This is a genomic window from Cupriavidus sp. PET2-C1 (genome assembly GCF_054515855.1).
Genome location: NZ_CM137260.1, coordinates 1,105,994 through 1,129,137 on the forward strand (window position 1 = coordinate 1,105,994; position 23,144 = coordinate 1,129,137).

Here is a 23,144-nt window from a genome sequence, read left to right on the forward strand (position 1 = left end):
TCTTGGCAATGCGAGGAGCCGTTCAGGGTCAATTGCGCCAGCAGGTCTATCTGCGCCTGCGCGAGGGCATCGAGACTGGGGTCTTCGCGGCTGGCGCCCGCCTGCCGCCCTCGCGCGAGCATGCACGTGTACTGGGCGTGTCACGCAACACAGTGCTCTGGGCCGTAGAGCGCCTGCAGTCCGAGGGCTACCTGGTCGCTCGGGTTGGCGATGGCACCTATGTGGCAGAGCGTAGCCCTCCGGTTCGTGGCACTGCACACGGGCCGAAGATTGTCGCGCACCAGCTGTTGTCGCAGCGTGGTCGCTTGATTGCCGAGACCGGTTCGCGCTGGAACCCCGCCACGGGCGAGGCATTACCCTTTCGCCTTGGTCGCCCGGCGCTGGAAGCGTTTCCGTTCGCCATATGGGATCGATTGGAACGAAAGACACCGATCGCCACTCGCGTCGTTGGCGCCGGTTATACCGAGGCTGCCGGCCATCCACCGCTGCGCGCTGCGATCGCGCAATGGCTACTGGTATCCCGCGGCATCCGCTGCGATGCGGGGCAAGTGCTGATCACCGCCGGCTCGCAACAGGCATTGGACCTGGTTGCGCGGCTGCTGCTCGACGTTGGCGACGAAGTGCTGGTCGAAGACCCGGGCTATCCAGGTATCCGTGCCAACTTAATCGCGCATGGGGCACTGGTGCGGCCAGTTCCAGTCGATGCGCAAGGACTGTGCATCGCGCAAGGCGCACCGCTTTATCCGAAAGCAAAGCTCGCCGTTGTGACGCCAACGCATCAGTTCCCGCTCGGCGTACCCATGAGCCTGGCTCGCCGCAGCACCCTGATCGAGTGGGCCCGAGCAAATCGCGCATGGATTGTCGAGGATGACTATGACGGCGAATTCCAGTACGGCGCCCAGCGGATTCCCGCGCTCTGCAGCATGGCGCACGACGCGCGCGTACTGCATGTAGGCACGTTTTCGAAGTCACTGGGTGCGGGGCTTCGATTGGGGTTCATCGTACTGCCTGATGAACTGGTCGATGCGTTCACGCGAGCGCGGGCGTTGAGTGATCGCCAATCGCCCGGCGCAGTGCAGGATGTACTCGCGCGATTCATCGCCGAGGGTCATCTGCTACGTCACCTGCGTCGCATGCGAGAGTTATACCGAGAGCGTCAGGCCGCGATGATTCACCATCTCACGCGAGCCACCAACGGTGCGATTGCGCTTGAACCCAGCTTACAAGGCATGCATCTCGCCTTCGAAGTAGGCGGACAAATCCGAGACACTGATTTGAGCCGGCGAGCGCAAGACGCAGGCGTGCATCTCGCGCCGATCTCGAGCTATTGCATCGCGGCAAAGCGCCGCGGTTGGCTGTTCGGATACGCGGGCTACGACGAGGCCGCGCTCGCTCGTGCAGCACGTGCGCTGGGGCAGCAATTGGGATGATCTGGAAGGACTAAAGGTACGGGCAATCCCTCGAGACCGCGATCCTTGCGAGGCAGAGAGGTTGGGCACGACGCAAGGTGCGTATTGCAATGCGTTGGCCGGCAGGGGAGCTTGATAGTCAGATTGTCCGATTGCCCGATTGTCAGATCGAGACGCGGCGGCCAATCTCTACCACCTGATCGCTGGGCAGCCGGAAAAGATCGGTAACGTGCATGCCGTTCCTGACCATCAAGGCGAACAGATTGCCTTGCCAGTGCGGCATCCGGCTGTCGCCCTCGCGCAGCACGATGGTCTCCAGGCCCATGTAGTAAGTGATGGTGGCCAGGTCCAGCCCGCAGGGCAGCAACTGGGGCTGTAGCAGCAGCTTTGGAACATCGGGCCGCTCCATAAAGCCGTAGCGGGCGTTGACGCGCCAGAAGCCCGGCATCAGTTCCGTTAGCGTCAGGCGCTCGGCATCCTTGATCCACGGCACGGTTTCCGTCACGATGCTCACGGCAAGGATCTTCTGCTGCAAGGCGTGGTTGCGCTTGACATGCCACAGCATCACCGGCGGCGTGCCATCCAGCGTTCGCGTCAGGAACACCCCGGTCCCGGGCACGCGCGGAACGCTCTTTGCCCGCACCTCGGCCAGGAACGCTTCGATCGGCATGATGTCTTCATTGATGGCCGCCGAAATCGCGGCCGTGCCCCGATGCCAGGTCAACATGACGCCGTAGACAACCGCCGCCAGCATCAACGGGATATACCCGCCATCCAGTACCTTGGCGAGATTGGCCACGAAGAACCCGCCGTCGATGGTCAGGAAGACGCCGGACACGGCCGCGCTGGCCCACGGGCTCCAGCCCCAGACATCGCGCATGGCGATAAACAGCAGCACGGACGTCATCAGCATGGTGAGCGAAACGGCGATGCCATAGGCGGAAGCCAGTTGATCCGATGACTTGAAGAACAGCGCCAGGCCGACCGTCACCACCATCAGCAGCCAGTTGACCGTGCCGACATAGATCTGCCCATAGCCCTCCTCGGAGGTCTGCCTGATCCGCAGATGCGGCAGCCATCCTAGCTGGATCGCCTGGCGCGTCATGGAAAAGGCGCCGGTAATGATGGACTGGCTGGCGATCACCGTCGCCACGGCGGCCAGGATAACCAAGGGCACCAGCAGCGGCGGCGGGCAGAGCAGGTAGAAGATGTTGTGCGTTGAATCGGCCCCGGACAATACCAGCGCGGCCTGTCCGGCATAGTTGAGCAGCAGGCTGGGAAACACGATGACGGACCAGGCGAGGCGGATCGGGCGCGGCCCGAAATGGCCCATGTCGGCATACAGCGCCTCGGCGCCGGTCACGCAGAGGAAAATGCCGCCCAGCACCAGGAAACTGGTATAGCCATTGGAGAACAGGAATTCCAGGCCATAGACCGGATTGAGTGCAATCAGGATCGATGGGTGCAACAGGATGCCGCGAATGCCAAGCACGGCAATGCACAGAAACCATAACGCCATGATCGGCCCGAAGGTCCTGCCGATGCGGGACGTTCCCATTGGCTGAATGGCAAAGAGCGCCACCAGTATGGCCACCGTGGCCGGCAGGATAATGGATTTGGCCTCGGGAAAGACAATCTCCAGCCCCTCCAGCGCGGAGAGCACGGAGATGGCCGGTGTGATCGCGCCGTCGCCATAGATCAATGCCGCCCCGAACAGCCCGGCGGCCACCACCAGCGGGCGTTTTTTCTTCTTGATCCCCAACAGCGACATCAGAGCGAGAATGCCGCCCTCGCCGTTGTTATCGATGCGCATGGCAAAGGACACATACTTTACCGTCGTGATGATGATCAAGGTCCAGATCAGCAGGCTCAGGAGGCCCAGGACAACCGGTGCCGACGGTTTGCCACCCGAGAGCGCGAGCACGGTTTTCAAGGTGTAAAGCGGGCTGGTGCCGATGTCGCCAAATACCACGCCCAGTGCGGACAGCCCCATGACGGCGAGGCCGGAACGGGCTTTAGCGGGCGTATCGATCAGCGCTGGGGCTTGCGGCATGACTATCCCTCCAGGCAACGCATTGAAGAACATTCCGGGAAGCCCGGGATGAAGATCATGGTTTGTGAGCCAACATGATGATAATCGCGAGGCAAGACCCGCGATCTGTCGGCGAAGCGTGGACTGGCTCGAGCGCGAGGCGCCGGCCAGGGCGGGCGGCCCGGCAACCGCGCGTGCGGGTTGCCAGGCTGGCCGGTTGTGGGTAGGGGAGCCGGCGGGCCACCCTGGCGGGGCAACGCGGTCAGGCTGCCGGAACCGGACGCCCGGTCAGCGGATAGTTCGGATCGTTGTAGCCATGCGTGGAGGCATGTCCGGGGCGCACCAGCTGGTCGACCAGGGCCTCCTCGGCGGCGGAGATGGGCACGCCGACGGCGCCAAAGTAGTCCTCGAACTGTGCCAGCGTGCGCGGCCCGGCAATCACCGAGCTGATGATGGGGTTGGCCAGCACCCAGGCGGTGGCGAACTGGCCCAGCTTGAGGCCGCGCGCATCGGCGTGCGCCTTCAGCGTCTGGGCAATCACCAGCGATTCCTCGCGGAATTCGGTTTCCATCATGCGGCGGTCGGCGCGGCCCGCGCGTGAGTCTTGCGGGGGCTGCTGGCCGGGCAGGTACTTGCCGGTGAGCACGCCGCGCGCGATCGGGCTGTAGGGCACCACCCCAAGGCCGAAGTGCTGGCAGGCCGGCAGGATTTCCACCTCGGGCATGCGGTTGAGCAGGTTGTAGTAAGGCTGGCAAACCACCGGGCGCGGCACGCCGAGCTGGTCGCACAGGCGTGCGGCCTCGGCGATGCGCCAGCCGCGGAAATTGGACAAGGCCCAGTAGCGGATCTTGCCGGCACGGACCAGGTCGCCCATGGCACGCACGGGTTCCTCCAGGTTTTCGCCGGGGTAGTCGCGGTGCAGGTAGAGGATGTCGAGGTAGTCGGTGCCAAGGCGGCCCAGGCTTTCCTCGACTTCGCGCAAGATCCAGGTGCGCGAGTAGTGCGAATGGTTGGGCGCAGCCTGCATCGGGTTGCCGAGCTTGCTGGCCAGGATCCAGTCATTGCGGTCGGCGGCGAGCAGCTTGCCCACCATGCGCTCGGAGCCGCCCTTGCTGTACACGTCCGCGGTGTCGATGAAGTTGACGCCGTGCGCGCGGGCACTGTCGACGATGCGGCCGGCCTCGGCTTCGTCGGTCTGGTCGGCGAACATCATGGTGCCGAGGCACAGGGTCGATACCTTGAGGTTGCTGGCGCCCAGGCGCCTGTACTCCATCTTGAACTCTGACATTGCGGTCTTCCTTGATGTGGCTGGCGGTAAGGCAGTAAAGCAGTAAGGCGTGAAAGCGTGAAAGCTTAACGCCTGCGGGGAAATTCTGCCTGCCCCGGCGGCGCGGCTATGCCAGAATGCTAGCCATTGTGGTCCGTGCTCCACCAAGGCGAAAACTAACGATCATGCTCAGCCCCTCCCTCGTCGCGGCGATCGTGCTGGTGTTCCATCTGCTTGGCGTCGTCGCGGCCTTGCACGCGGTCATGACGGTGCGCACCGCGCCCGGCGCCATTGCGTGGGCTGGCTCGCTGGTGATGATGCCGTACTTCACGCTGATCCCCTACCTGATCCTCGGCAGCAGCAGTTTTGCCGGCTACGTGAATGCCCGGCGCTTCAACAACGACCGGTTGCGCGAGGTCACGCACGAGATGGAGCCGCACGAGCGCGAGGCGCGCGACGCCAGCGTGGTGCACTCGCCCTCCGAGCCTTACCTGCGCGCCTTGCCCCAGCTGACCGGCATGCCGTGCCTGGCCAATAACGCAGTGCGGCTGCTGGTCAACGGCGAGGCGACGTTCGAGGCCATCTTCGCGGCGATCGCCGCCGCGCGGCAGGTGGTGATCGTGCAGTTCTTCATCGTCCACGACGATGCGCTCGGGCGGCACCTGCAGAGCCTGCTGTGCGAACGCGCTGCCGCGGGCGTGAAGGTGTATTTCCTCTACGACAGCATCGGCTCGCATGCGTTGCCCGGCCAATACGTCAAGACGCTGCTGGCCGCCGGCGTGGAGGCGCGCGCCTTTGCCACGCGGCGCGGCTTTGTCAACCGCTTTCAGCTCAATTTCCGCAACCACCGAAAGCTGGTGGTGGTGGATGGGGCGTGCGCGTTTACGGGCGGCCACAACGTTGGCAACGAGTACCTCGGGCAAAAGCCGCCGCTGGCGCCCTGGCGCGACACGCATATCGAGATCCGCGGCAGCGCCGTGCTGGACTTGCAGATGGTGTTTGCCGAGGACTGGTTCTGGGCCGCGCGGGAGGTACCGATGCTGCTGCCCCCGCCGGCAGCACCTGCCGGGGGCATGACCTGCCAGGTGGTGCCATCCGGCCCCGCCGACGCGCAGGAGACCTGCTCGCTGTTCTTCGTCGAGGCGATCCAGGCGGCGCGCTGGCGGGTGTGGATCACCAGCCCGTACTTCGTGCCGGACGAGGCCGTGTTCGCCGTGCTCCGGCTGGCAGTGCTGCGCGGGGTTGACGTACGCATCCTGCTGCCGGCGCGCCCCGACCATCTCGTGGTGTTCGCCGCCTCCACGCTGTATGCCTACCAGGCGGTCTGCGCGGGCGTGAAGCTCTATCGCTACGAGCCGGGCTTCCTGCACCAGAAGGTCATCCTGATCGACGATGAGGCCGCGGCGGTTGGCAGCGCAAACCTCGATAACCGCTCATTCCGGCTCAATTTCGAGCTGATGGTGATGACCGCGGACCGCGATTTTGCCGCCAGCGTGACGCGCATGCTGGAGGCGGACTTCGCGCAGGCCCGCCAGATCGAGCGCAGCGAATACACCGCCGCGCCGAGGCTGCACCGCGTGGCGATGCACGTGGCCACGCTCTTCGCGCCGATCCTCTAGCCGTGCGCGAGGCCCTGCGCTCCGTGCCTACAGATCCGCTTGCGCCGCTTGCATCGAGGTGCCGGTTGGCCAGTCGCGGCGCATGATGATGTAGGTGAAGGACGTCGACCAGCCGATCAGGATCAGGCCCACCAGCGGCTCGATGCTGGCGAGCAGGCGCGTGGCGCCGACCGGCGCGAGGTCGCCCAGGCTTTGCGTGGTGAAGGTCTCAAGCGAGAAATAGAGGTAGACGATGGGCGTGATGGGATGGGCACTGGCGAGGCCGCCCAGGCCCAGCACATAGCCCGCCACCCAGTAGCCGACGGCGAACACCATGGCTTCAAGGCTATGGGCCAGGATGATGCAGACGATCAGCACGCCAACGTTGACGCGTCCGGTCCAGCGGCGCGGATTCATGCCTGACAGCAGGCGCAGGGCTTCGTAGTGGATGGCGACCACGGCCACGGTGAGGATGCTGGCGCAGGCCAAGGCCAGGAGATCGTGGACGGTGAGATTCATTGGGCATTCCTTGTCGGGCCGGGCTCGCCTCGGTTGCGACGCGGCACGCGATAGTGACCCCCCTTGCCGCCGGTATGTTCCCCGGAACATGGACGCGCACGGTCACAAACTGCTTGGAATGTAACGGGGGATCACGCGCAATGCCAGCCCGATGCGCACTAGCGCGGCTAGGGCTTGCCCTTCCGGGTGAAGTGGAAGTCCCACAGCACAAACGCCTGGCCCGGCTGCCGGCATTGCTCACCAATCACAAAGCGCGGGTTGTCCGTGGCGCCGAACCTGTGTGCAAAGATCCGGCGGATCGCCTCGCGTCCGCGCACATCGTTGAAGGGATCCTTGCGGCGGGCATCGTCGGCATGGAAGCGCGCGGTGTCGCCCAGCGAGGCGGGCCTAGTCGAACTCGACGTAGAGTTCGCCGCGTGGCCCGTCAAAGCCGACGCGTGGCACCTTGCCGTGTTCGCGGCTGGAGCGGGCCAGGGCGCGGAGCTCGGCCTGCCGGGCGGGCTCGCGCAGGCTGCGGCGAGCCTTGGTGCTGATCTCGACCGGGCCGCACTCAGGGTTGTCGCAGTCGTACCGCACCCATTGCCCGTAACTGCCTCGACGGGCGCTGGCTGCGGCCTGGGTGCCGCAAAGCGGGCAGTATGCTAGTTTTTCCTTCATCGCCGTCAATGGTCGTAAAGGGGAGGGGGCAGGGGCAGGGAAATCGGTACAGGCGCCATGCAGCCTCGCTGGTAGCAACGCAAAAGCCGAAATGAAACGTGGCCAGCCACGCAGCCAGGTGGTCAACGTCCTGGCAGACTTTGCATACAAGTCTGCGCAGTTCGCGGTTGTGGTGCTGCCCCTCTTTAGAGGGGATCGATTGGACGAAGAGGCGCTAGGGACGCAGTGAGCGCGGTGAGCGCGACGGTCACGGTTTGCGGGCGATGCCCTGGAGCCGGCGGGCCTGGCCCGGGGCGCCTGGTGGCCCGGATTGCCAGGCGCTGCGCGCGCGGCCATACTGAGCGCTCAGCAGTGTCCGTGCCAGAACGATCCCGGAACGATCTCCCCAGACATCCATGCGCCAAGACTCTCCCGACTCGCCAGCCAGTCCCCCGCACGACCATGACCATGAGCATGATCACGGCGGCAGCACGCTCTCCGAGATGGACCTGCGTGTGCGCGCGCTGGAATCCCTGCTGGTGGAGAAGGGCTATGTCGACCCGGCCGCGCTGGATGTCCTGATCGAGACCTACGAGCAACACATCGGCCCGCGCAACGGGGCGCGCGTGGTCGCCAAGGCCTGGGCCGATCCCGCCTACAAGGCTTGGCTGCTGGAGGACGCTACAGCGGCCATCGCCTCGCTCGGTTTTACCGGGCGCCAGGGCGAGCACATGATCGTGCTGGAGAACACGCCCGCCACCCACAACATGGTGGTCTGCACCCTGTGCTCCTGTTATCCCTGGCCGGTGCTGGGACTGCCGCCGGTCTGGTACAAGTCCGCGCCGTACCGCGCGCGGGCGGTGATCGACCCGCGCGGCGTGCTGCGCGATTTTGGTTTTTCGCTGCCGCAGGCGGTGCAGATCCAGGTGTGGGACTCCACCGCCGAGCTGCGCTACCTGGTGCTGCCCATGCGCCCGGCCGGCACCGAGGGCTGGAGCGAGCAAGCGCTGGCGGAACTGGTGACCCGTGACGCCATGATCGGCACGGGCCTGCTGCCAGACGTGACCACGCCGGCTACGGCAGGGGAGCCGCAATGAACGGTGGCCAGGACCTCGGCGGCATGCAGGGCTTCGGCCCGGTTCGCCCGGAACCCGATGAGCCGGTATTCCACGCCGGCTGGGAGCGCCGCATGCTCGCGCTTACGCTCGCCATGGGCGCGGTCGGCAAGTGGAATATCGACACCATGCGCGCGGCCCGCGAAAGCCTGCCGCCGGCGCAGTATCTTGGCAGCAGCTACTACCAGATCTGGTTCGAAGGCCTCAAGGCCATGCTGCTCAAGACCGGCCTGGCCAATGCGGAGGAAATCGCCAGCGGCGCATCCACCGCGCCGCCGCTGCCCCTCGCGCGCATCCTGAGCGCAGATCACGTTGCCCCGGCCCTGGCGCGCGGCACGCCCAGCGTCCGGCCGGCGCCGGGAGCCGCCCGCTTCCAGGTGGGCGACCGGGTACGCACCCGCCAGATGCATCCCGCCGGCCACACCCGGCTGCCACGCTATTGCCGTGGACGGCAGGGCGAGATCGCGGCTGTGCATGGCGCCCATGTGTTCCCGGATGCCAGTGCCGCCGGGGCAGGCGACCAGCCGCAGTGGCTCTACACCGTGCGCTTTGCCGCCACCGAGTTGTGGGGCCCCGACACCACCGCGGCCTCGGTGTGCGCGGATTGCTGGGAGTCTTACCTTGACCCGGCGGAGGTGGCCCATGGTTGATTCGGCGTCAACGTTGCCCTCGCCCGCAAGCCTGCTGGCCATGCGCTCAGCACTGCCGGCACTGCCTTGCGACAGCACCGGTCCGGTGTTCCGTGAGCCGTGGGAAGCACAGGCCTTTGCGCTGGCGCTCGCCCTGCATGCGCGCGGTGCCTTTACCTGGACGGAATGGGCGGCCACGCTGTCCAAGGTCATCCGCGAAGCCCAGGCCGGGGGGGATCCCGACAACGGCGAGCATTACTACCGCTTCTGGCTGACCGCGCTGGAGCGCCTCGCCGCGGCCAAAGGCCTGGTCGACGGCGCCGCGCTGCTGGACCGGCGCGACGCGTGGGACGCCGCGGCCCGGCGCACGCCCCACGGCCAGCCGATCGAGCTTGGCTGAGGCGGCAAGAGGCAGGTTTTAGCGGAACTTTCAGGCCAGAGACATGCCGCGCGCAGCGCGCCCGGCCACTTGCCCGCCAGCGATCCGGCCCCGCTCGTGCTACCGTAGCGGACTAGACGCTATCAAGCGCCCCGATGCCGCGCCGCCAAGGCCGGCGCAACACTCCGACTGACATGAACGACACAGAGATCCAGCTGATCGGCTCGGCCCGCTTGCCGACCCGTTTTGGCGAATTTACCGCCCACGCCTTCAAGGGTGCCGTTTCGGGCATCGAACACCTTGCGCTGAGCGTCGGCGACATCACCGGCGAGGCTGTGCTGACCCGCCTGCATTCCGAATGCCTGACCGGCGACGTGTTCGGCTCGTGCCGTTGCGACTGCGGCGAACAGCTCGACCTGGCCATGAAGAAGATCGCCGAGGAAGGCCGCGGCATCCTGTTGTACCTGCGGGGCCAGGAAGGGCGCGGGATCGGCCTGGGCCACAAGATCCGCGCCTATGCGCTGCAGGACGGCGGGCTCGACACGGTCGACGCCAACCTGGCGCTGGGCCAGGAAATCGATAGCCGCAACTACGCCTTTGCCGCCGACCTGCTGCATCAGTGGGGCGTCAAGTCGATCCGGCTGATGAGCAACAATCCTAAGAAGAAGCAGGCGCTGGAAGCCGCAGGCATCAAGGTAGTGGAGCAGATGCGCCATATCGTGCCGTCCAACGCCGAGAACGAAAAATACCTGGAGACCAAACGCGAGCGGATGGGCCACCTGTTGGATTGAAGCCGGGCGGCAAGCCAACGGCGGATTCCGGCCGAAGCTACGAAAAGCGCACAAAATCGAAAAAAGAGCCGCGGTATCCGGCTACACTTTCGCATCGTTGCCACCATCAGCCCTCAGCCGGTTCTCAACATGCTTGCCCAGATTCAACGCAGTTGCGGTGAAAACGCGATGCGCCTGCGCCGGGTGCTTGCCAGGGAAGTCCATCTCGATGTCCGCCAGCCGGCCCAGGTCAAGCGCATCCGCCTGCTGGGATGGCTTGCCTTCACGGGCTACCCGGCGTTCTACCTGATCTGGAAATTCTGGTTTCCCCAGCCTTACGAGAGCCTGGTCCTGCGGCTGGTGGCCATGGTCATGTGCCTGCCACTGATCGTCTCGCGCGACCTGCGCGACAAAAAATGGCTTCCTGCACATTTTTTGGCGACCCTGACATACAGCCTGTCGTTTTTCTTCGTCTACATGTATTTGATGAATCACGGCAACCTGGTGTGGTCCCAGTCGCTCGTGATCGCCGTCATCATCCTCTTCAACTTCAGCGGCTGGCTGGGTGGCGCCACCTCCCTGCTGGTGGGCACCACCCTGGCGTGGCTGGTCTACAACTACGTCACGCCGCCGCCCGCCGCGTTGCTGGAGGTGAACTGGCCGATGGAGCTGCCGATCATCGGTTTCACCATCTGTACCATTGCCGTGCTGAAGATCGACCAGCGCATCCTGATCCAGGAAAAGCTGGACGGCATGGCGATTGCGCTGGGCACGGTAGCCCATGAGTTGCGCACGCCGATCCGCAGCATCGGCTCCACGGCGCTCGGCATGGGCCGGTACCTGCCGGGCCTGATCCGTTTCTATGAGGAAAACGAGACGCCGGAGAACTCGCTGCACCTGCCGCGGGCGCATTTTGGCCTGCTCAAGGATGCGTTGCCGCGGATCCAGCTAGAGGTCGACCGCATGAACCACGGCATCGACGTGCTGCTGGTCAATGCACGCGCCAAGGCCCTGCATGGGCCCAGCGAGGTTTTCCTGCTCGGCCAGGCCGTGGAGGAAGCGATCTCCCGCTACCCCTTCGAAGCCAGCCAGCGGGAGCTTGTTCGCGTGGATCTGGAACAGGATTTCCTGATCCACGCAGACCAGAAGCTGATGGTCATGGTGCTGTTCAACCTGATCAAGAACGCGCTGCATGCGCTGGCGCGGGCGGGGCACGGCGATATCCGGCTGCGGCTGGAGCGCGGCACCCGGCGCAACCGGCTGATCTTCCGCGATACTGGCACCGGCGTGCCGGAGCGCGAGCTGCCGTCCATCTTCAAGCGCTTCCACACCTACCCGCGCAACGAGGGTACCGGCATCGGCCTGGCCTTTTGCCGCGAGACGCTCGAGGCCTGGGACGGGCGCATCCATTGCAGCTCGGTCGAGCATGAATACACGGAATTCGTCCTCGAATTCCCGTTTGCCAAGCCGCGCCCGGAGGGCGTCGGCGCAGCAAGCTGAGCCCGCTTTGAGCCCGCTTCAGGCCGTACCGTGCAGCGCTTCGAGGCTGGCTTGCAGCGTGGTCTGCATGGCCATCGGCGGGCGCGCCACCGGCGTGCGCGGCTTGCGCTGCGTGGAGCGCCAGCCGGCCAGGTTCACCTCATCGCGGATTTCCGCGCAGACCTGGATCAGGCGCTCGATTTCCACGGCCGTGAGGTGGGCATGCATGGTCAGCCGCATCAGCGCGCGGTCCCGCGCGGTGGCCGGCGCGCAAAATACGGCGCCAAAGATCCCGCGTGACTGCAAGGCATTGCGCAGCACCAGCGTCTGCTCCTCGGTGCCAGACTCCAGCGCGATGATCTGCTCGGATCCTGCCGAAACGTTGTAGCCCAGCCCGGACAGCGCTTCGCGCACCTGAGCCGATACCGCGTGCAACTGCCGGCGGCGATCGTTCGCCCCGGCGATGAAATCCGCTGCGGCATCGAACCAGGCCAGTTCATGGCTGAGCAGCCCCGAGCTGAAAATGGCCGGGCGCGATTCCGCGGCGAAATACCCCTTGAACGACGACGGGCAGGTCACCAGCCCCGCGCGGCCGCCAAACGCCTTGGCCAGGCTGGCCGTCTGGAAGTGAACCCGCTTCGACAATCCCAGTTGGGCCACCAGGCCAGCGCCGCCGGGGCCATGCGTGCCCAGAGAATGCGATTCATCCACCACGATCACACTGCCGGTACGCTCCGCGACCTCCACGAAATCGGTCAACGGGCACAGACTGCCATTGGTGCTGTAGACGGAATCCACCACGATGATGCCGGGGCCATCCTTGCGGATCTGGCGCTCGGCGTGCTCCGCGTCGTTGTGCATGAACGGCACGGCACGGGCGCGCGCCGCGTGGGCGCCTTCCCACAGCGACATATGGGCCAGCATGTCCAGGTAGACCGGCGTGCGCTCGTTGGCGATGCTCTGCAGCAGGCCAACATTGGCCACCCAGCCCGACTGGCAAAGGATGCTGTCCTCGGCGCCGCTGAACTGTGCCAGCTTGCGCTCCAGCCGGCTGGTGGGATTGTCGCCGTACTGGAACACCGCCGACATCAGCAGCTCACTCTCAGGCCCGCGCATGGCGGCCGTCTGCGCGCGCACCAGCTTGTCTTCGCCGAGCACGCAAAGATAGTCGTTGCTGGAAAAATGCACGGCGTCGGACCCAGGTTGCCGACCGTGCAGCAGGTGGCTGCCACCCCAGCGCTTCTGGACGCGTTCTACCTCGTGGCTCGCCACCCGTGCAGTGACAAAATCCGGCCAGGCGGCCACTGTGGCGGCGGCCTGGTGCGACGTACGGCTAGCTTGCAGGCAACCCGAATCCATATTGCTCATTACAACCCCTTTGAAGTACTCCGACTAAAGAAAATGGCCGAAACGGCCGATAACGGTCGAGGCAACACAGGTGCTTCCCGCGTCCTTTGTTTGCAATATAGGTTCCGGGGCGGAATGGCAGCCTGCTGCATGTCTGATGTTGCGCCGACAAGCTATTCTGACGCGTGTCCGGGAATTCGCCTTGTTCCGTAGCAGACAAATGGTGCGGCGACGCCACGCCTAGATGTAGGCCAAGGCTTCGGCGGGCAAGTTGATTGGCGGCAATGCGGCGGCCAGCGGCTCGCCGGCGGCGCGCGGGCTGGCCACACCCTGATGCAAATATTCAGTGGGGGCGTGGCCCAGCACGCGGCGGAACATGGTCGAGAACGCCGCCGGGCTGTCGTAGCCGAAATCCAGGGCGATGCGCGTGACAGCGTCGCCGGCGGCCAGCCGGGACAAGGCCAGGACCACGCAGGCGCGCTGGCGCCATGCCGAAAACGCCATGCCGGTCTGCGCGCGGAAAAACCGGCTGAAGGTCCGGCTGCTCATATGCAGCGCCAGGGCCCAGCGCTGCGGCGAATCATGCGTGTCGGGCTGCCGGAGAAAGGCGTGGCATAGCGGCGCGAGCCGCGCATCGCGCGGCAGCGGAATATGCAAGGGCAGCGCCGTCATGCCCGCAATCTCATGCAGCAGCAGGGCGACCAGCGCGCCGTCCCGGCCGTCGGGATCGTAGTGCGCCGGCATCTCCACCGCGCCGATCAGCAACTGCCGCATCAAGGCGGATATCGCCACCACCTGGCACGTATCGCCCGGCCCGCGCACGGCGCCGGGCTCGATATACAGGCTGCGCGTGCTGACGCCCAGCATCGTGACCTCATGCGCCATCCCCGGCGGAATCCAGACCGCGCGCTGCGGCGGGACGATCCAGTTGCCATCGTGCGTCGCCACATGCATCACACCCGTGGCGCCATAGAGCAGCTGCGCGCGGCGATGGGCGTGGCGCGGCAGCAGGTAGCCCTTGGGGTAGTCGGTGCCGATCGCAACCACGGGCCTGGGCACGTGGTCGTAGTCGTCGATGCGGACGTTGCGCATGGAAGGAAAGGGCGGCGGAAGGGTGAAATGGCCGAAACACAAATATTATTGACCAATTTTCGAAGGTTGGCCATGCCAACCGTACGTATCGTGGGCGGACCTGGAACCCACTCCTCCTTTGCGATGCTTTATCTCCTCTTCATCCTGTTTGGCTACCTGACTGGCTTGACCACGGTCCTGTTCGGCTTCGGCGGCGGGTTTGTGGTGGTGCCTTTGCTCTACCGCGCGTTGAGCGCCGCCGATGCGCATGGGCCAGGCCAGTCCGCCATGCATATCGCGGTCGCGACCTCAACGGCGGTGATGATCCTGAGCGCCGCGCTCGCCACGCGCAAGCATCGCCTGGCAGGCAATATCCTTTGGCCCTATGTGTGGCCGTTGGGGGGATTCATCGGGTTGGGCGCCGTCATGGGCGCCGGCGCCGCCACGCTGGCGAGCAGCGACGTGGTTCGCCTTGCCTTTGTGGCCTACCTGGGTGTCACGCTGCTGGATTGCCTGGCACGCCACGGCTTTCTCGCGCGCGCCGGGCAGGGCTCACCGCAGCGGCTCGGGCAGGCACAGACGGTGGCGGGCGGCCTGGCGATCGGCATAGTCGCCACGTTCCTCGGCGTGGGGGGCAGCGTCATGACCGTGCCCATGCTGCGCCGCCGCGGCCTGAGCATGGCGCAAGCCACGGCAATGGCGAACCCCTTGAGCCTTCCGGTTGCCGTGCCGGGCACGCTGGCCTATGTGGCCATGGCGTGGTACCAGCCGGTGGCGCTGGGCCGCGGTTACCTGGGGTACATCGACCTTGCCGCGTTCGGCCTGCTATCGATCGGCGCCCTGGCCGGCATCCGCCTTGCCGCCCCGCTGGCCGGGCGCATCCCCGATCGCGTGCATGCGCGCGTCTATCTCGGCCTGCTGGCCCTGGTGATGGTCAGCATGATGTTCAAGTAGGCGCAAGCCTGGCGCCTGACGTGCAAGGGCCGCAGCGCCCGCCAGCAGCCGTTTGCCCGGCGCTGCCAAGGCCAGATAGGGGCGGGATTGGCATCCTGCCCAAGAGCCTTCTAAGATCAAGGCACACCCACCCGTGCGGGAACATCACCATGACCAATACGAGCAAGCCTGTAACGCCAACGCCCCCCGAGACGCCCGCGCGGTCCAAATCCAAGCCATCGCCGGGCAGCAAGGATAATCATGTGGAGGACGAACTCGACGAAGCCCTGAGGGAAACTTTTCCAGCCAGCGACCCGATTTCGGTGGACCACGGACGCGTCACCCTCCCTAAAAAATAGACGAAACACCGAGTCCGCGGATCCTGCCAGAGCGACCGGGCCGCTCTGCTAGACCAGTTGCCGCAACTGCGCGACGACTTTCATCAGTTGCCCATGCGCCACGATCACGCCTGACTCGTCCTGGAGCGCTTGCTGGTAGCGGTCACGAAACGCCGGGTCGCTGTCGGGGCCAAACAATTTCTCGGTGGCCGCGGCCACCGCCCTGCAGGTTTCATCGTGATGCTCGGGCGCGTCCAGCTCTTCGTCGATCTCGATGATCAGCCGCGAGAGCGGGTCCAGCCAACGGAAATAAGTCTCCTCGGTGACAACCTGCACGAACAGCCCGGCCGGGATCGGGCCATGCAGGCGTTCGTACTCCGCGCGATTCAGTGCGATCACTTCCTTGTGCACCTTCAAGAGCGCGGCCCGCAGCGCGCGCAGGCCGCTGCGGCGATCCTCCTGCTTGGCCAGGAATTGCTCGTGTGGCATAGCCATTCTCCTTTTCTTATCGGCTCAGTGGGGCCGCTTGTCAGTATAGGCAGGAGGGCGCGCCCGGCGGCGGGCGCGTGGCTTGGCTGCAACCCCTAGGGTTAGCGCTGGCTTGCCTTGCGGGATGCCTTGTTGGCATACGTGGCCGCGTCGGCCTCATAGGGGTTCGGCTGCTGGCAAGGGATGGTGTGCGGCATCGCACTGTCGGGCTGCGATGGCACGCGCACCGCCTGCATATCGGCATACCCGGCGCGGATTGTGGTGGCTCGCGGCACTCATGCAGCCATTCATGCAGCCATTGATGCAGCCGCTCGAACGATGTCCCTGGCCTCAGCAGCGCAGCCGGGCCTGCTGGTCGCGCAGGTTACGGTAGCGCCGGCGGTAGTCCTCCTGCTCCGGCAGGCGAGCCAGGCGGCGCGCGCTGTAGTCGGACTCCAGCAGCCGCATCTGGCTGGCCAGCCAGTAACACTGGTTGACCTCGGTGCGGGCGGCGTCGTTTTGCTCGCGTACCAGGCGTGCCTGGTATTCGCGCTCCTCCGCCTCGCGCTTTTTCAGGAACTGCTGGTTGACCGCATCAGTAGCCGGCTCGGGGCTGATACGGGAGAGATTGCCGCCCAGCGCAGCGCCCTGCCAGCCGGCCGGGCAAGGGGAGTCGGTGTAGAGCGTTTTGTTGCCACTTACGCATTTGCCGGCGTGGGCCAGGCCCATGCAGCAAGCAAGCGCAAGCAGGACAAGCCAGTGCCGCATGGCAGTCTCCCGTTGGTACCGCCGGTGGCGGTCGCCATGATTGTCGAGCTGGTGGGCGTGTGCGCAACCCGGCCCATATTCTTGTCCGCCCCAGGGCAGCTTGTCCAGCAGCGCCGGCCGTTCTCCCTTGATTCTGGCGCCCTTGCATTCTCGGCATCAGAAACAGATTTAAGACGTTACGGAAGGCCGCAACAGCTGTCACGGCTGTCACGGCTCGGCATCCTCGTCCAGCGCGCCGATCAGGTCAGCCGCCACCGAGCGCCGCGCATCCGCCGCCCGGAAATACCGCACCAGCGTCGCCACGCTGGTGTGCCCCGTCATGGCCATGGCCTCGGCCATCGGCACCTGGCGTGAAGCTGCCTCGGTCACAAAACCCGAGCGTAGCGAGTGCGCCGAAAAATCGCCCTCCAGCCCGGCCGCCTCGCAACGCTGCCTGACGATCTTGCGCACGGCGGCGTCGGACAGCGCTTCACCCACATGCCCGCCACGGCGCACGCGCCGGAAGATCGCGCCATCGCCAATCCCTGCAGCCGCCAGCCAGGCCTCCAGCGCCGCGCCCGCCGCGCCAATCACCGGCTTGGCGTTGTCCGGCAGGTCGGCCCCGGCCTGGTTGGTCTTGGACCAGCTCAGTTGATAGACGAACTCGCCCGGCGCAAGGCGCCGCAGGTTGGCCAGCGTGGCGCCCGCCACCTCGGAGCGCCGCCGGCCACCGCTGGACCAGGCGAACAGCAGCAGCGCACGGTCGCGCAGGCCGATCAGCGAATCGTCACAGGTCTCGAGCAGCCGGGATAGCGGCTCACGCGTCAGCGCCGCCTTGCGCGCCGGGCGCTCGCCGCGCTTGGCATAGGCCCGGCGCGTACGCGCCACCAGCTCACGCGCGGCCGGGTCAGCACAGGGGTTATCCAGGTTCTCCAGCCGATGCGCCTTGGCAATCACGGCCAGCCGGTGCATCAGCGTGGCCAACGCCGGTGGGCCGGCGCGCGCCTTGAGTCCGCTAGCGACCAGTGCCGCATCGATGGCCGGCGGCAATTCGCTCGTCTGCCCCTGGGGCGTGGTCCGCGTGGCGTGGTCTACGACGAACTGGATGATGACCGCCGGCTGCAAGGGAAGGGCGATCGGCTGGCCGTAGCGCAGCGCGAACCAACCGGCCCAATACCGTAAGGCGGAACGATAGCTGGCCACCGTGTTGGCGGATTCGCCCTCGCGGTACAGCGCTTCAGCGGCCTGGCGGCCAAGCGGGTCGAGTTCGGACGGGCGCAGCGGCGCGGGAAAGTCGGCATGAGCGGGCTTCAGGCTGGAGGAATCCGGGCGATTTGGCAGGTTTTCGGCCTGGTCACCGAGGAATAAGGGTGGTTCTTGAGGAATCATAATAAATATGATGTATGCTGTATTAAATTATACAACAAGACCAGATAAGGCACGATAACAATTCATTATCGTGCCTTATCTGTGAGGCGAGATCCAACGCCGCCCAAAAACTTGCCCGGACCATGCAAAACGCCAATCTGCCCGCCACGCGCTCCCGTTCCATCACCCAGCAAGATGTCTGGCAAGCCGCCGATGCCTTGCTGCTGGCCGGCCAGCGCCCAACCATCGAACGGATCCGGCTGCATCTTGGGCGCGGCTCGCCAAATACCGTCAGCCCGCACCTGGATGCCTGGTTCGCCGGGTTGGGCGCGCGTTTGCAGGACCCGCAGGCGTTTGCGGCGCCAGCGAGCCTGCCCGAGCCGGTGAACCAGGCCGCGCGCTATTTGTGGGATGCGGCACAAGCCGAGGCCCGGGCCACCGTGTCGGCGAGCTATGCCACGCGGGAATCGGAACTGGCGCTGGCGAGGGCAGCCGTCGAGGCGGAGCAGGCCGCGCTGGCGCAGGAGCGCGCCATCCTGATGGCGAAGCTGGACGCCGCCGACAGCGCCCTGGCCGAACTGGCGCGCGCCCGGGATGAAGCCAGCGAACGCGCCACCCGCGCCGAGGCGCAACTGGTGGCGCAGCAGGCGGAGAACGACGCAGTACGTGCCGCGCTGGGACGCGCGCAAGCAGAGAAGGACGCGCTGCTGCGCGATACCGCTAGCCAGCGTGCCGCTTGGGACAAGGAGCGCGAAACCATGGCGGATCGCTTTGGCGCCAATGAGCGGCGCATGGCACTGGAACTGGACGGCGCGCGGGTGGCGCTGCGTGAAGGGCAGCGCCTGTTGGACAACGAGCGCAAGGCTGTCCAGCAAAAGCTGGCGGACGCGGCCGAAGCCGCGGGGCGGCAGGCCGAGGAACTGGCAAAGGTGGGGAATGCCGTGGCTGTGCTCGATGAACGGGTCCGGCAACAGGATGGCATGCTGGCCGAGTACCGGCAGCAATTGGAAAACCGGGGAGAGCCGGACGCGGATACCGCGCGGGCCGCACGCCCGCCGATACGAAAGGCTCGGCCGATCCGGCCCGCCCGGCCACCGAGGTTCAAGGTGTAAGGGCGGTTTATCTTGATGCTAGATCTAGCATTGACAGTAGGGCGCAATCAATTGAATTCATTGGCAATTTCGAGGACGCTTCCACACCGGAATGCCTGACACCTGACATCAGCACATGCTGATAAGCCTTTGATTTTCATGCGTTCCCATGGCCCGCTCCTTTACTTCACCCGCAGCAAGTGCTTCTGGATTTTCCCGCTCGTGGTCTTCGGCAGCGCATCGACGAAGTGATACCGGCGCGGCCGCTTGTAGGCAGCCAGCCGGTCGCCATGTACCAGGAAGCCATCGAGCCATGCCGCGGTAGCTTGCGCCCCGGGCTTGAGCACCACATAGGCGCTGACAACCTGCCCCCAGGTTGCGTCCGCCTCGCCGATGACCGCCACTTCCAGCACGGCAGCGTGTTCGATCAGTGCATCCTCCACTTCCCGCGGATACACGTTCTCGGCGCCCGAGTTGATCATGTAGTCGATGCGATCGCGCACCCACAGGTAGCCGTTGTCGTCCAGGCTGCCGAGGTCGCCGGTGTGGTACCAGCCGTGGGCCAGGGCGCGCGCATTGGCGTCCGGGCGGTTCAGGTAACCGGCCATCATGCACGGGCCGCGCACCAGGATCTCGCCGACTTCTCCGGGTGCGCAAGGCTGGGCAGGATCGGTCGGGGCGTCGTCCTCGCGCAGCACCGCCACGACCAGGTCGTGATTGAGCGAGGGCAGTCCGGCCGAGCCGGCGTGGCTGAGCTGCTCATGCGGATACAGCACGGACATGCAGGGCCCCATCTCGGTGGTGCCATACACCTGCACCAAGCCCGCGCCAACCACACGGTCCCACTCGCGGATCAGGTGGGGCGCCATCGATGCGCCGCCATACTCCACCAGCCGCAGCGACGACACGTCGCGCGTGTGGGCATCCGGGTGGTTGAGCATCATGCCGACCATGGTCGGCGCGGCGAAGAAGTGCGTGACTTTCTCGGCCTCGACCAGTTGCCAGGCCTCGCCCGCATCGAAGCGCCGCTGCAGCACCTGCGTGGCGCCCAGCTGCAGGCGTGGCAGGAAGCTGGTGTGCAGCTCCGCCGTGTGGTTCAGCGGCGCAATCGACAAGCCCACGTCCTCGCGCGACAGCGTCATGGCCTGATGCATCATCGCGTTGTGCGCAAGCTTGCTGCGGTGCGTGTGCAGCACGCCCTTGGGGCGGCCGGTGGTGCCGCTGGTGTACATCAGGATGCAGGGATCGTTTTCGTCCACGGCGATGCCGGGCGCGTCATGCGGCTGCCCCGCGGCCAGCGTGGCCAGGTGGTGCGTGGCAAAGGCCGGTGCCGGCTCAGGGTCCGCGTAGATCCAGCGTGTTGTGCCCGGGGCCAGCTCGGCGGCTTTTTCCACCACGGCGCAGCCTTCCTCCTCGAACAGCAGCGCGCTGGCCTTGCCGTCCTCCAGGATGAAGGCCAGTTCCTGGGCGGCCAGCCGGTAGTTGATCGGATTAAAGATCGCGCCCACCCGGGCCGCAGCCAGCATGCTGAACACAAAGGCTGGCGTGTTGTAGAGGAAGGCCGCAACTACGTCGCCATGGCCCACGCCGATCGACAGCAGCGCGTGGGCGTGGCGGTTCACCTCAGCATCCAGCTCGGCATAGCTCCAGGTGCGGCGGCCCGGCCCCATGCCGGCGACCAGCGCGGTCTTGCGCGGCAGGTAGCGCGCGGGCCAGGAAAGGGTGTCGCCCAGGGTAAGGACGTGACTCAAGGCAATGCTCCAGCAGCGGGGGTGGGGTGGGGGCGCCGGCGGGCAAGGCATGCCGGCGGAAGCGGTCGAAAGCGGTCGAATGAAAGCGGTCGAATATAAAGCCGGCGTCTCTTTTTGGGAAATAACGATTTGCACTTTGCATATATGGATCCGCCAGGGCACGCGGTGCCGAAGCCAATTGACGCAAGACGCCATGCGCGCAACTCGCTATCGTGCCAGCAAGGCCGGCGAGCCATGACTCGCCGATGACAACAGCAATCGATGACTGAGACGAAAGGGGCGCGCGTCCATGAACAAGCAAAGTCGGCAGGGCAAGGAAAACGTGCGGATAGGCGGCGCCTCCGGTTTCTGGGGCGACAGCGCAATCGGCCCGGTCCAGCTGGTGGACAAGGGCGACATCGACTACCTGGTGTTCGACTACCTGGCCGAACTCACCATGTCGCTGCTGGCCGCGGCGCGGCTGAAGAACCCGGAAGCCGGCTATGCGCTGGATTTTGTCACCGGGGCCCTGCGCTCGGTGCTCAAGCCAGCCATGGAAAAGGGCATCCGCATCGTGAGCAATGCCGGCGGCGTGAATCCGCGGGCCTGCGCGGCGGCGGTGCGCAAGCTGGCCGAGGAGCTCGGCGTGACGGTGCGGGTGGCGGTGGTCGATGGCGACGACCTGTTGCCGCAGCTCGGCGCGCTGCGCGAGGCAGGCACGCGCGACATGCAAAGCGGCGCCGCGATGCCGGCCCGCATCCTGACGGCCAACGCCTACCTGGGCGCCGTGCCGATCCGGGCCGCGCTGGATGCGGGCGCGGATATCGTGATCACCGGGCGCTGCGTGGACAGCGCGGTGACGCTGGGCGTGCTGATGCACGAGTTCAACTGGAGCCCCACCGACTACGACCTGCTGTCCGCGGGCAGCCTGGCGGGGCACATCATCGAGTGCGGCTGCCAGGCCACCGGCGGCCTGCACACCGACTGGGAGCAGGTACCGGACTGGGCCAATATCGGCTACCCGGTGGTGACCTGCAGGGCGGATGGCACCGTCCTGGTCGGCAAGCCGCCCGGCACTGGCGGGCTGGTCAGCCCCGCCACCGTCGGCGAGCAGATGCTGTACGAGATCGGCGATCCCGCCGCCTACCTGCTGCCTGACGTGATCTGCGATTTCACCGGCGTCACGCTGCGCCAGGCCGGGCCGGACCTGGTGGAAGTACAGGGCGCCAAGGGCCGCCCGCCTACCGCCAGCTACAAGGTCTCGGCCACTTATGCCGACGGCTACCGCTGCTCGGCGCAACTGACCATCGTGGGCGTCGATGCCGTGCGCAAGGCGCGCCGCAGCGGCGAAGCCTTCCTGGCGCGCACCCGCGGCATGCTGGCACGGGCCGGCATGCCGGATTTCACCGAGACCCGGCTGGACGTGCTGGGCACCGCCGCGGCCTTTGGCCCGCATGTGCCGCAACCGGCCTTGTTCGAGGCGGTGATGTGGCTGGCGGTGACGCACCCGGACAAGCGCGCGCTGGAGATGTTCGCGCGAGAGATCGCGCCGGCAGGCACCTCATGGTCGCCCGGCACCACCGGGGTGGGCGGGCGGCCATCGGTCAGCATGGCCATCAAGCAGTTTCCCTTCCTGGTGCCAAAAACGCAGGTCCAGCCCGCCGTGTGGCTTGACGAGCAGCCGGTGCCGCTACCGGCGACCTTGGCGTGCGCAAGCGATGCGCAAACCAGTACGGTGCCGGCGGCCGGGCCAGCCCGCGTATCGACGCCATCTGCCGCGGCCGAGCCCGCCGCGGACTGGGTCGATGTGCCGCTGATCCGGCTGGCGTACGGGCGTAGCGGTGACAAGGGCGATTTCTCCAACATCGGCATCATCGCGCGCGAAGCCGCCTACCTGCCGCTGATCGAGGCGCAGCTGACGGAGGCCGCCGTGGCCGCGTTCCTCGCGCACAACGTCAAGGGCAGGGTGACGCGTTACTTCCTGCCCGGCATCGGCGCCTTCAACTTCCTGTGCGAGCAGGCGCTGGGCGGCGGCGGCATGGCGTCGCTGCGCAACGACCCGCTGGGCAAGGGGATGGGCCAGGTCCTGCTGGCCATGCCGGTGCGGGTGCCACCGGCGCTGGCGCGGGCACTGGGCGCCTGAGCCAGGCCGGATGCGGTCTACCCCGATGCCGACGGCATGCAGCATGTGGCAGGCGGCATTGGGATAAACCCCATC

General features: G+C 66.2%; 22 protein-coding genes. 11 read left to right on the forward strand and 11 right to left on the reverse strand.

Features of this window, described 5'->3' with window-relative positions; genetic code table 11:
• The first annotated feature begins 8 nt into the window (after positions 1-8).
• Positions 9-1,430, forward strand: a complete 1,422-nt coding sequence (gene pdxR / locus ACX12D_RS24965; protein WP_459376511.1) for a MocR-like pyridoxine biosynthesis transcription factor PdxR — start codon at positions 9-11, stop codon at positions 1,428-1,430.
• A gap of 142 nt (positions 1,431-1,572) precedes the next feature.
• Here the strand turns inward: pdxR and ACX12D_RS24970 are convergent, their stop codons facing one another.
• Complete coding sequence (locus ACX12D_RS24970; RefSeq protein WP_459376137.1) at positions 1,573-3,462, reverse strand: potassium transporter Kup; 1,890 nt, start codon at positions 3,460-3,462, stop codon at positions 1,573-1,575.
• Positions 3,463-3,703: 241 nt separating this feature from the next.
• Positions 3,704-4,729 (reverse strand): aldo/keto reductase, encoded by a 1,026-nt coding sequence (locus ACX12D_RS24975; RefSeq protein WP_459376138.1) that lies wholly within the window; start codon positions 4,727-4,729, stop codon positions 3,704-3,706.
• Between the two features lie 164 nt (positions 4,730-4,893).
• On the opposite strand from ACX12D_RS24975, the gene cls reads away from it, so the two are divergent.
• Positions 4,894-6,327 (forward strand): cardiolipin synthase, encoded by a 1,434-nt coding sequence (cls, locus tag ACX12D_RS24980; RefSeq protein WP_459376139.1) that lies wholly within the window; start codon positions 4,894-4,896, stop codon positions 6,325-6,327.
• Positions 6,328-6,354: 27 nt separating this feature from the next.
• Here the strand turns inward: cls and ACX12D_RS24985 are convergent, their stop codons facing one another.
• From ACX12D_RS24985 to ACX12D_RS24995, 3 genes are all read right to left on the reverse strand, one after another.
• The gene (locus ACX12D_RS24985; protein WP_459376140.1) at positions 6,355-6,825 is read right to left on the reverse strand and encodes an ion channel; all 471 of its coding nucleotides are present in this window, start codon (positions 6,823-6,825) and stop codon (positions 6,355-6,357) included.
• 167 nt (positions 6,826-6,992) lie between these two features.
• Positions 6,993-7,253: a nuclear transport factor 2 family protein gene (locus ACX12D_RS24990; protein WP_459376141.1), complete on the reverse strand. Its 261-nt coding sequence runs from the start codon at positions 7,251-7,253 to the stop codon at positions 6,993-6,995.
• On the reverse strand, positions 7,213-7,482 hold the full coding sequence (locus tag ACX12D_RS24995; RefSeq protein ID WP_459376142.1) for a hypothetical protein: 270 nt from the start codon (positions 7,480-7,482) through the stop codon (positions 7,213-7,215). The genes ACX12D_RS24990 and ACX12D_RS24995 overlap by 41 nt, the downstream gene beginning before the upstream one ends.
• A gap of 395 nt (positions 7,483-7,877) precedes the next feature.
• On the opposite strand from ACX12D_RS24995, the gene nthA reads away from it, so the two are divergent.
• The 5 genes from nthA (at position 7,878) to ACX12D_RS25020 (ending at position 11,854) form a co-directional block, all read left to right on the forward strand.
• A complete protein-coding gene (nthA, locus tag ACX12D_RS25000; protein ID WP_459376143.1) occupies positions 7,878-8,558 on the forward strand; it encodes a nitrile hydratase subunit alpha in 681 nt (226 codons plus the stop codon).
• A complete protein-coding gene (gene nthB, locus ACX12D_RS25005) occupies positions 8,555-9,226 on the forward strand; it encodes a nitrile hydratase subunit beta (protein ID WP_459376144.1) in 672 nt (223 codons plus the stop codon). The genes nthA and nthB overlap by 4 nt, the downstream gene beginning before the upstream one ends.
• Positions 9,219-9,605 carry a nitrile hydratase accessory protein gene (locus ACX12D_RS25010; RefSeq protein WP_459376145.1) on the forward strand — a complete coding sequence of 129 codons (387 nt, stop codon included), beginning with the start codon at positions 9,219-9,221 and terminating at the stop codon, positions 9,603-9,605. The genes nthB and ACX12D_RS25010 overlap by 8 nt, the downstream gene beginning before the upstream one ends.
• A gap of 173 nt (positions 9,606-9,778) precedes the next feature.
• A complete protein-coding gene (ribA, locus tag ACX12D_RS25015) occupies positions 9,779-10,375 on the forward strand; it encodes a GTP cyclohydrolase II (protein ID WP_043355124.1) in 597 nt (198 codons plus the stop codon).
• Positions 10,376-10,504: 129 nt separating this feature from the next.
• Entirely contained in the window at positions 10,505-11,854 is a 1,350-nt protein-coding gene (locus tag ACX12D_RS25020) for a sensor histidine kinase (RefSeq protein WP_459376146.1), read from the forward strand.
• Positions 11,855-11,872: 18 nt separating this feature from the next.
• On the opposite strand, the gene cqsA is transcribed toward ACX12D_RS25020, so the two are convergent.
• Together cqsA and ACX12D_RS25030 are read right to left on the reverse strand one after the other, a co-directional pair.
• On the reverse strand, positions 11,873-13,201 hold the full coding sequence (gene cqsA, locus ACX12D_RS25025; protein WP_459376147.1) for an alpha-hydroxyketone-type quorum-sensing autoinducer synthase: 1,329 nt from the start codon (positions 13,199-13,201) through the stop codon (positions 11,873-11,875).
• Positions 13,202-13,420: 219 nt separating this feature from the next.
• Positions 13,421-14,272: an AraC family transcriptional regulator gene (locus tag ACX12D_RS25030; protein WP_459376148.1), complete on the reverse strand. Its 852-nt coding sequence runs from the start codon at positions 14,270-14,272 to the stop codon at positions 13,421-13,423.
• Positions 14,273-14,395: 123 nt separating this feature from the next.
• On the opposite strand from ACX12D_RS25030, the gene ACX12D_RS25035 reads away from it, so the two are divergent.
• The gene (locus ACX12D_RS25035) at positions 14,396-15,205 is read left to right on the forward strand and encodes a sulfite exporter TauE/SafE family protein (RefSeq protein ID WP_459376512.1); all 810 of its coding nucleotides are present in this window, start codon (positions 14,396-14,398) and stop codon (positions 15,203-15,205) included.
• A 149-nt stretch (positions 15,206-15,354) separates the two neighbouring features.
• Positions 15,355-15,543 carry a hypothetical protein gene (locus tag ACX12D_RS25040; protein ID WP_459376149.1) on the forward strand — a complete coding sequence of 63 codons (189 nt, stop codon included), beginning with the start codon at positions 15,355-15,357 and terminating at the stop codon, positions 15,541-15,543.
• Positions 15,544-15,591: 48 nt separating this feature from the next.
• Here ACX12D_RS25040 and ACX12D_RS25045 read toward each other — a convergent pair whose 3' ends face one another.
• The 3 genes from ACX12D_RS25045 to ACX12D_RS25055 form a co-directional block, all read right to left on the reverse strand.
• Positions 15,592-16,017 carry a hypothetical protein gene (locus tag ACX12D_RS25045; protein ID WP_441631801.1) on the reverse strand — a complete coding sequence of 142 codons (426 nt, stop codon included), beginning with the start codon at positions 16,015-16,017 and terminating at the stop codon, positions 15,592-15,594.
• Between the two features lie 324 nt (positions 16,018-16,341).
• Complete coding sequence (locus tag ACX12D_RS25050; RefSeq protein WP_459376150.1) at positions 16,342-16,758, reverse strand: hypothetical protein; 417 nt, start codon at positions 16,756-16,758, stop codon at positions 16,342-16,344.
• Positions 16,759-16,965: 207 nt separating this feature from the next.
• Positions 16,966-18,126, reverse strand: coding sequence for a tyrosine-type recombinase/integrase (locus ACX12D_RS25055; RefSeq protein WP_459376151.1), 1,161 nt, complete (start codon positions 18,124-18,126; stop codon positions 16,966-16,968).
• A gap of 122 nt (positions 18,127-18,248) precedes the next feature.
• On the opposite strand from ACX12D_RS25055, the gene ACX12D_RS25060 reads away from it, so the two are divergent.
• Positions 18,249-19,217, forward strand: a complete 969-nt coding sequence (locus ACX12D_RS25060) for a DNA-binding protein (RefSeq protein ID WP_459376152.1) — start codon at positions 18,249-18,251, stop codon at positions 19,215-19,217.
• A 161-nt stretch (positions 19,218-19,378) separates the two neighbouring features.
• On the opposite strand, the gene ACX12D_RS25065 is transcribed toward ACX12D_RS25060, so the two are convergent.
• Positions 19,379-20,947 (reverse strand): fatty acid--CoA ligase, encoded by a 1,569-nt coding sequence (locus ACX12D_RS25065; RefSeq protein WP_459376153.1) that lies wholly within the window; start codon positions 20,945-20,947, stop codon positions 19,379-19,381.
• 289 nt (positions 20,948-21,236) lie between these two features.
• Here ACX12D_RS25065 and ACX12D_RS25070 point away from each other — a divergent pair, with 289 nt between their 5' ends.
• The gene (locus ACX12D_RS25070; protein ID WP_459376154.1) at positions 21,237-23,069 is read left to right on the forward strand and encodes an acyclic terpene utilization AtuA family protein; all 1,833 of its coding nucleotides are present in this window, start codon (positions 21,237-21,239) and stop codon (positions 23,067-23,069) included.
• The last annotated feature ends 75 nt before the right edge of the window (positions 23,070-23,144 follow it).

Excerpts from the sequence above, each read along its gene's own strand:
- pdxR (WP_459376511.1), top strand. The coding sequence starts at position 9 with ATGCGAGGAGCCGTTCAGGGTCAATTGCGCCAGCAGGTCTATCTGCGC.
- ACX12D_RS24970 (WP_459376137.1), bottom strand. The coding sequence starts at position 3,462 with ATGCCGCAAGCCCCAGCGCTGATCGATACGCCCGCTAAAGCCCGTTCC.
- ACX12D_RS24975 (WP_459376138.1), bottom strand. The coding sequence starts at position 4,729 with ATGTCAGAGTTCAAGATGGAGTACAGGCGCCTGGGCGCCAGCAACCTC.
- cls (WP_459376139.1), top strand. The coding sequence starts at position 4,894 with ATGCTCAGCCCCTCCCTCGTCGCGGCGATCGTGCTGGTGTTCCATCTG.
- ACX12D_RS24985 (WP_459376140.1), bottom strand. The coding sequence starts at position 6,825 with ATGAATCTCACCGTCCACGATCTCCTGGCCTTGGCCTGCGCCAGCATC.
- ACX12D_RS24995 (WP_459376142.1), bottom strand. The coding sequence starts at position 7,482 with ATGAAGGAAAAACTAGCATACTGCCCGCTTTGCGGCACCCAGGCCGCA.
- nthA (WP_459376143.1), top strand. The coding sequence starts at position 7,878 with ATGCGCCAAGACTCTCCCGACTCGCCAGCCAGTCCCCCGCACGACCAT.
- nthB (WP_459376144.1), top strand. The coding sequence starts at position 8,555 with ATGAACGGTGGCCAGGACCTCGGCGGCATGCAGGGCTTCGGCCCGGTT.
- ACX12D_RS25010 (WP_459376145.1), top strand. The coding sequence starts at position 9,219 with ATGGTTGATTCGGCGTCAACGTTGCCCTCGCCCGCAAGCCTGCTGGCC.
- ribA (WP_043355124.1), top strand. The coding sequence starts at position 9,779 with ATGAACGACACAGAGATCCAGCTGATCGGCTCGGCCCGCTTGCCGACC.
- ACX12D_RS25020 (WP_459376146.1), top strand. The coding sequence starts at position 10,505 with ATGCTTGCCCAGATTCAACGCAGTTGCGGTGAAAACGCGATGCGCCTG.
- cqsA (WP_459376147.1), bottom strand. The coding sequence starts at position 13,201 with ATGAGCAATATGGATTCGGGTTGCCTGCAAGCTAGCCGTACGTCGCAC.
- ACX12D_RS25030 (WP_459376148.1), bottom strand. The coding sequence starts at position 14,272 with ATGCGCAACGTCCGCATCGACGACTACGACCACGTGCCCAGGCCCGTG.
- ACX12D_RS25035 (WP_459376512.1), top strand. The coding sequence starts at position 14,396 with ATGCTTTATCTCCTCTTCATCCTGTTTGGCTACCTGACTGGCTTGACC.
- ACX12D_RS25040 (WP_459376149.1), top strand. The coding sequence starts at position 15,355 with ATGACCAATACGAGCAAGCCTGTAACGCCAACGCCCCCCGAGACGCCC.
- ACX12D_RS25045 (WP_441631801.1), bottom strand. The coding sequence starts at position 16,017 with ATGGCTATGCCACACGAGCAATTCCTGGCCAAGCAGGAGGATCGCCGC.
- ACX12D_RS25050 (WP_459376150.1), bottom strand. The coding sequence starts at position 16,758 with ATGCGGCACTGGCTTGTCCTGCTTGCGCTTGCTTGCTGCATGGGCCTG.
- ACX12D_RS25055 (WP_459376151.1), bottom strand. The coding sequence starts at position 18,126 with ATGATTCCTCAAGAACCACCCTTATTCCTCGGTGACCAGGCCGAAAAC.
- ACX12D_RS25060 (WP_459376152.1), top strand. The coding sequence starts at position 18,249 with ATGCAAAACGCCAATCTGCCCGCCACGCGCTCCCGTTCCATCACCCAG.
- ACX12D_RS25070 (WP_459376154.1), top strand. The coding sequence starts at position 21,237 with ATGAACAAGCAAAGTCGGCAGGGCAAGGAAAACGTGCGGATAGGCGGC.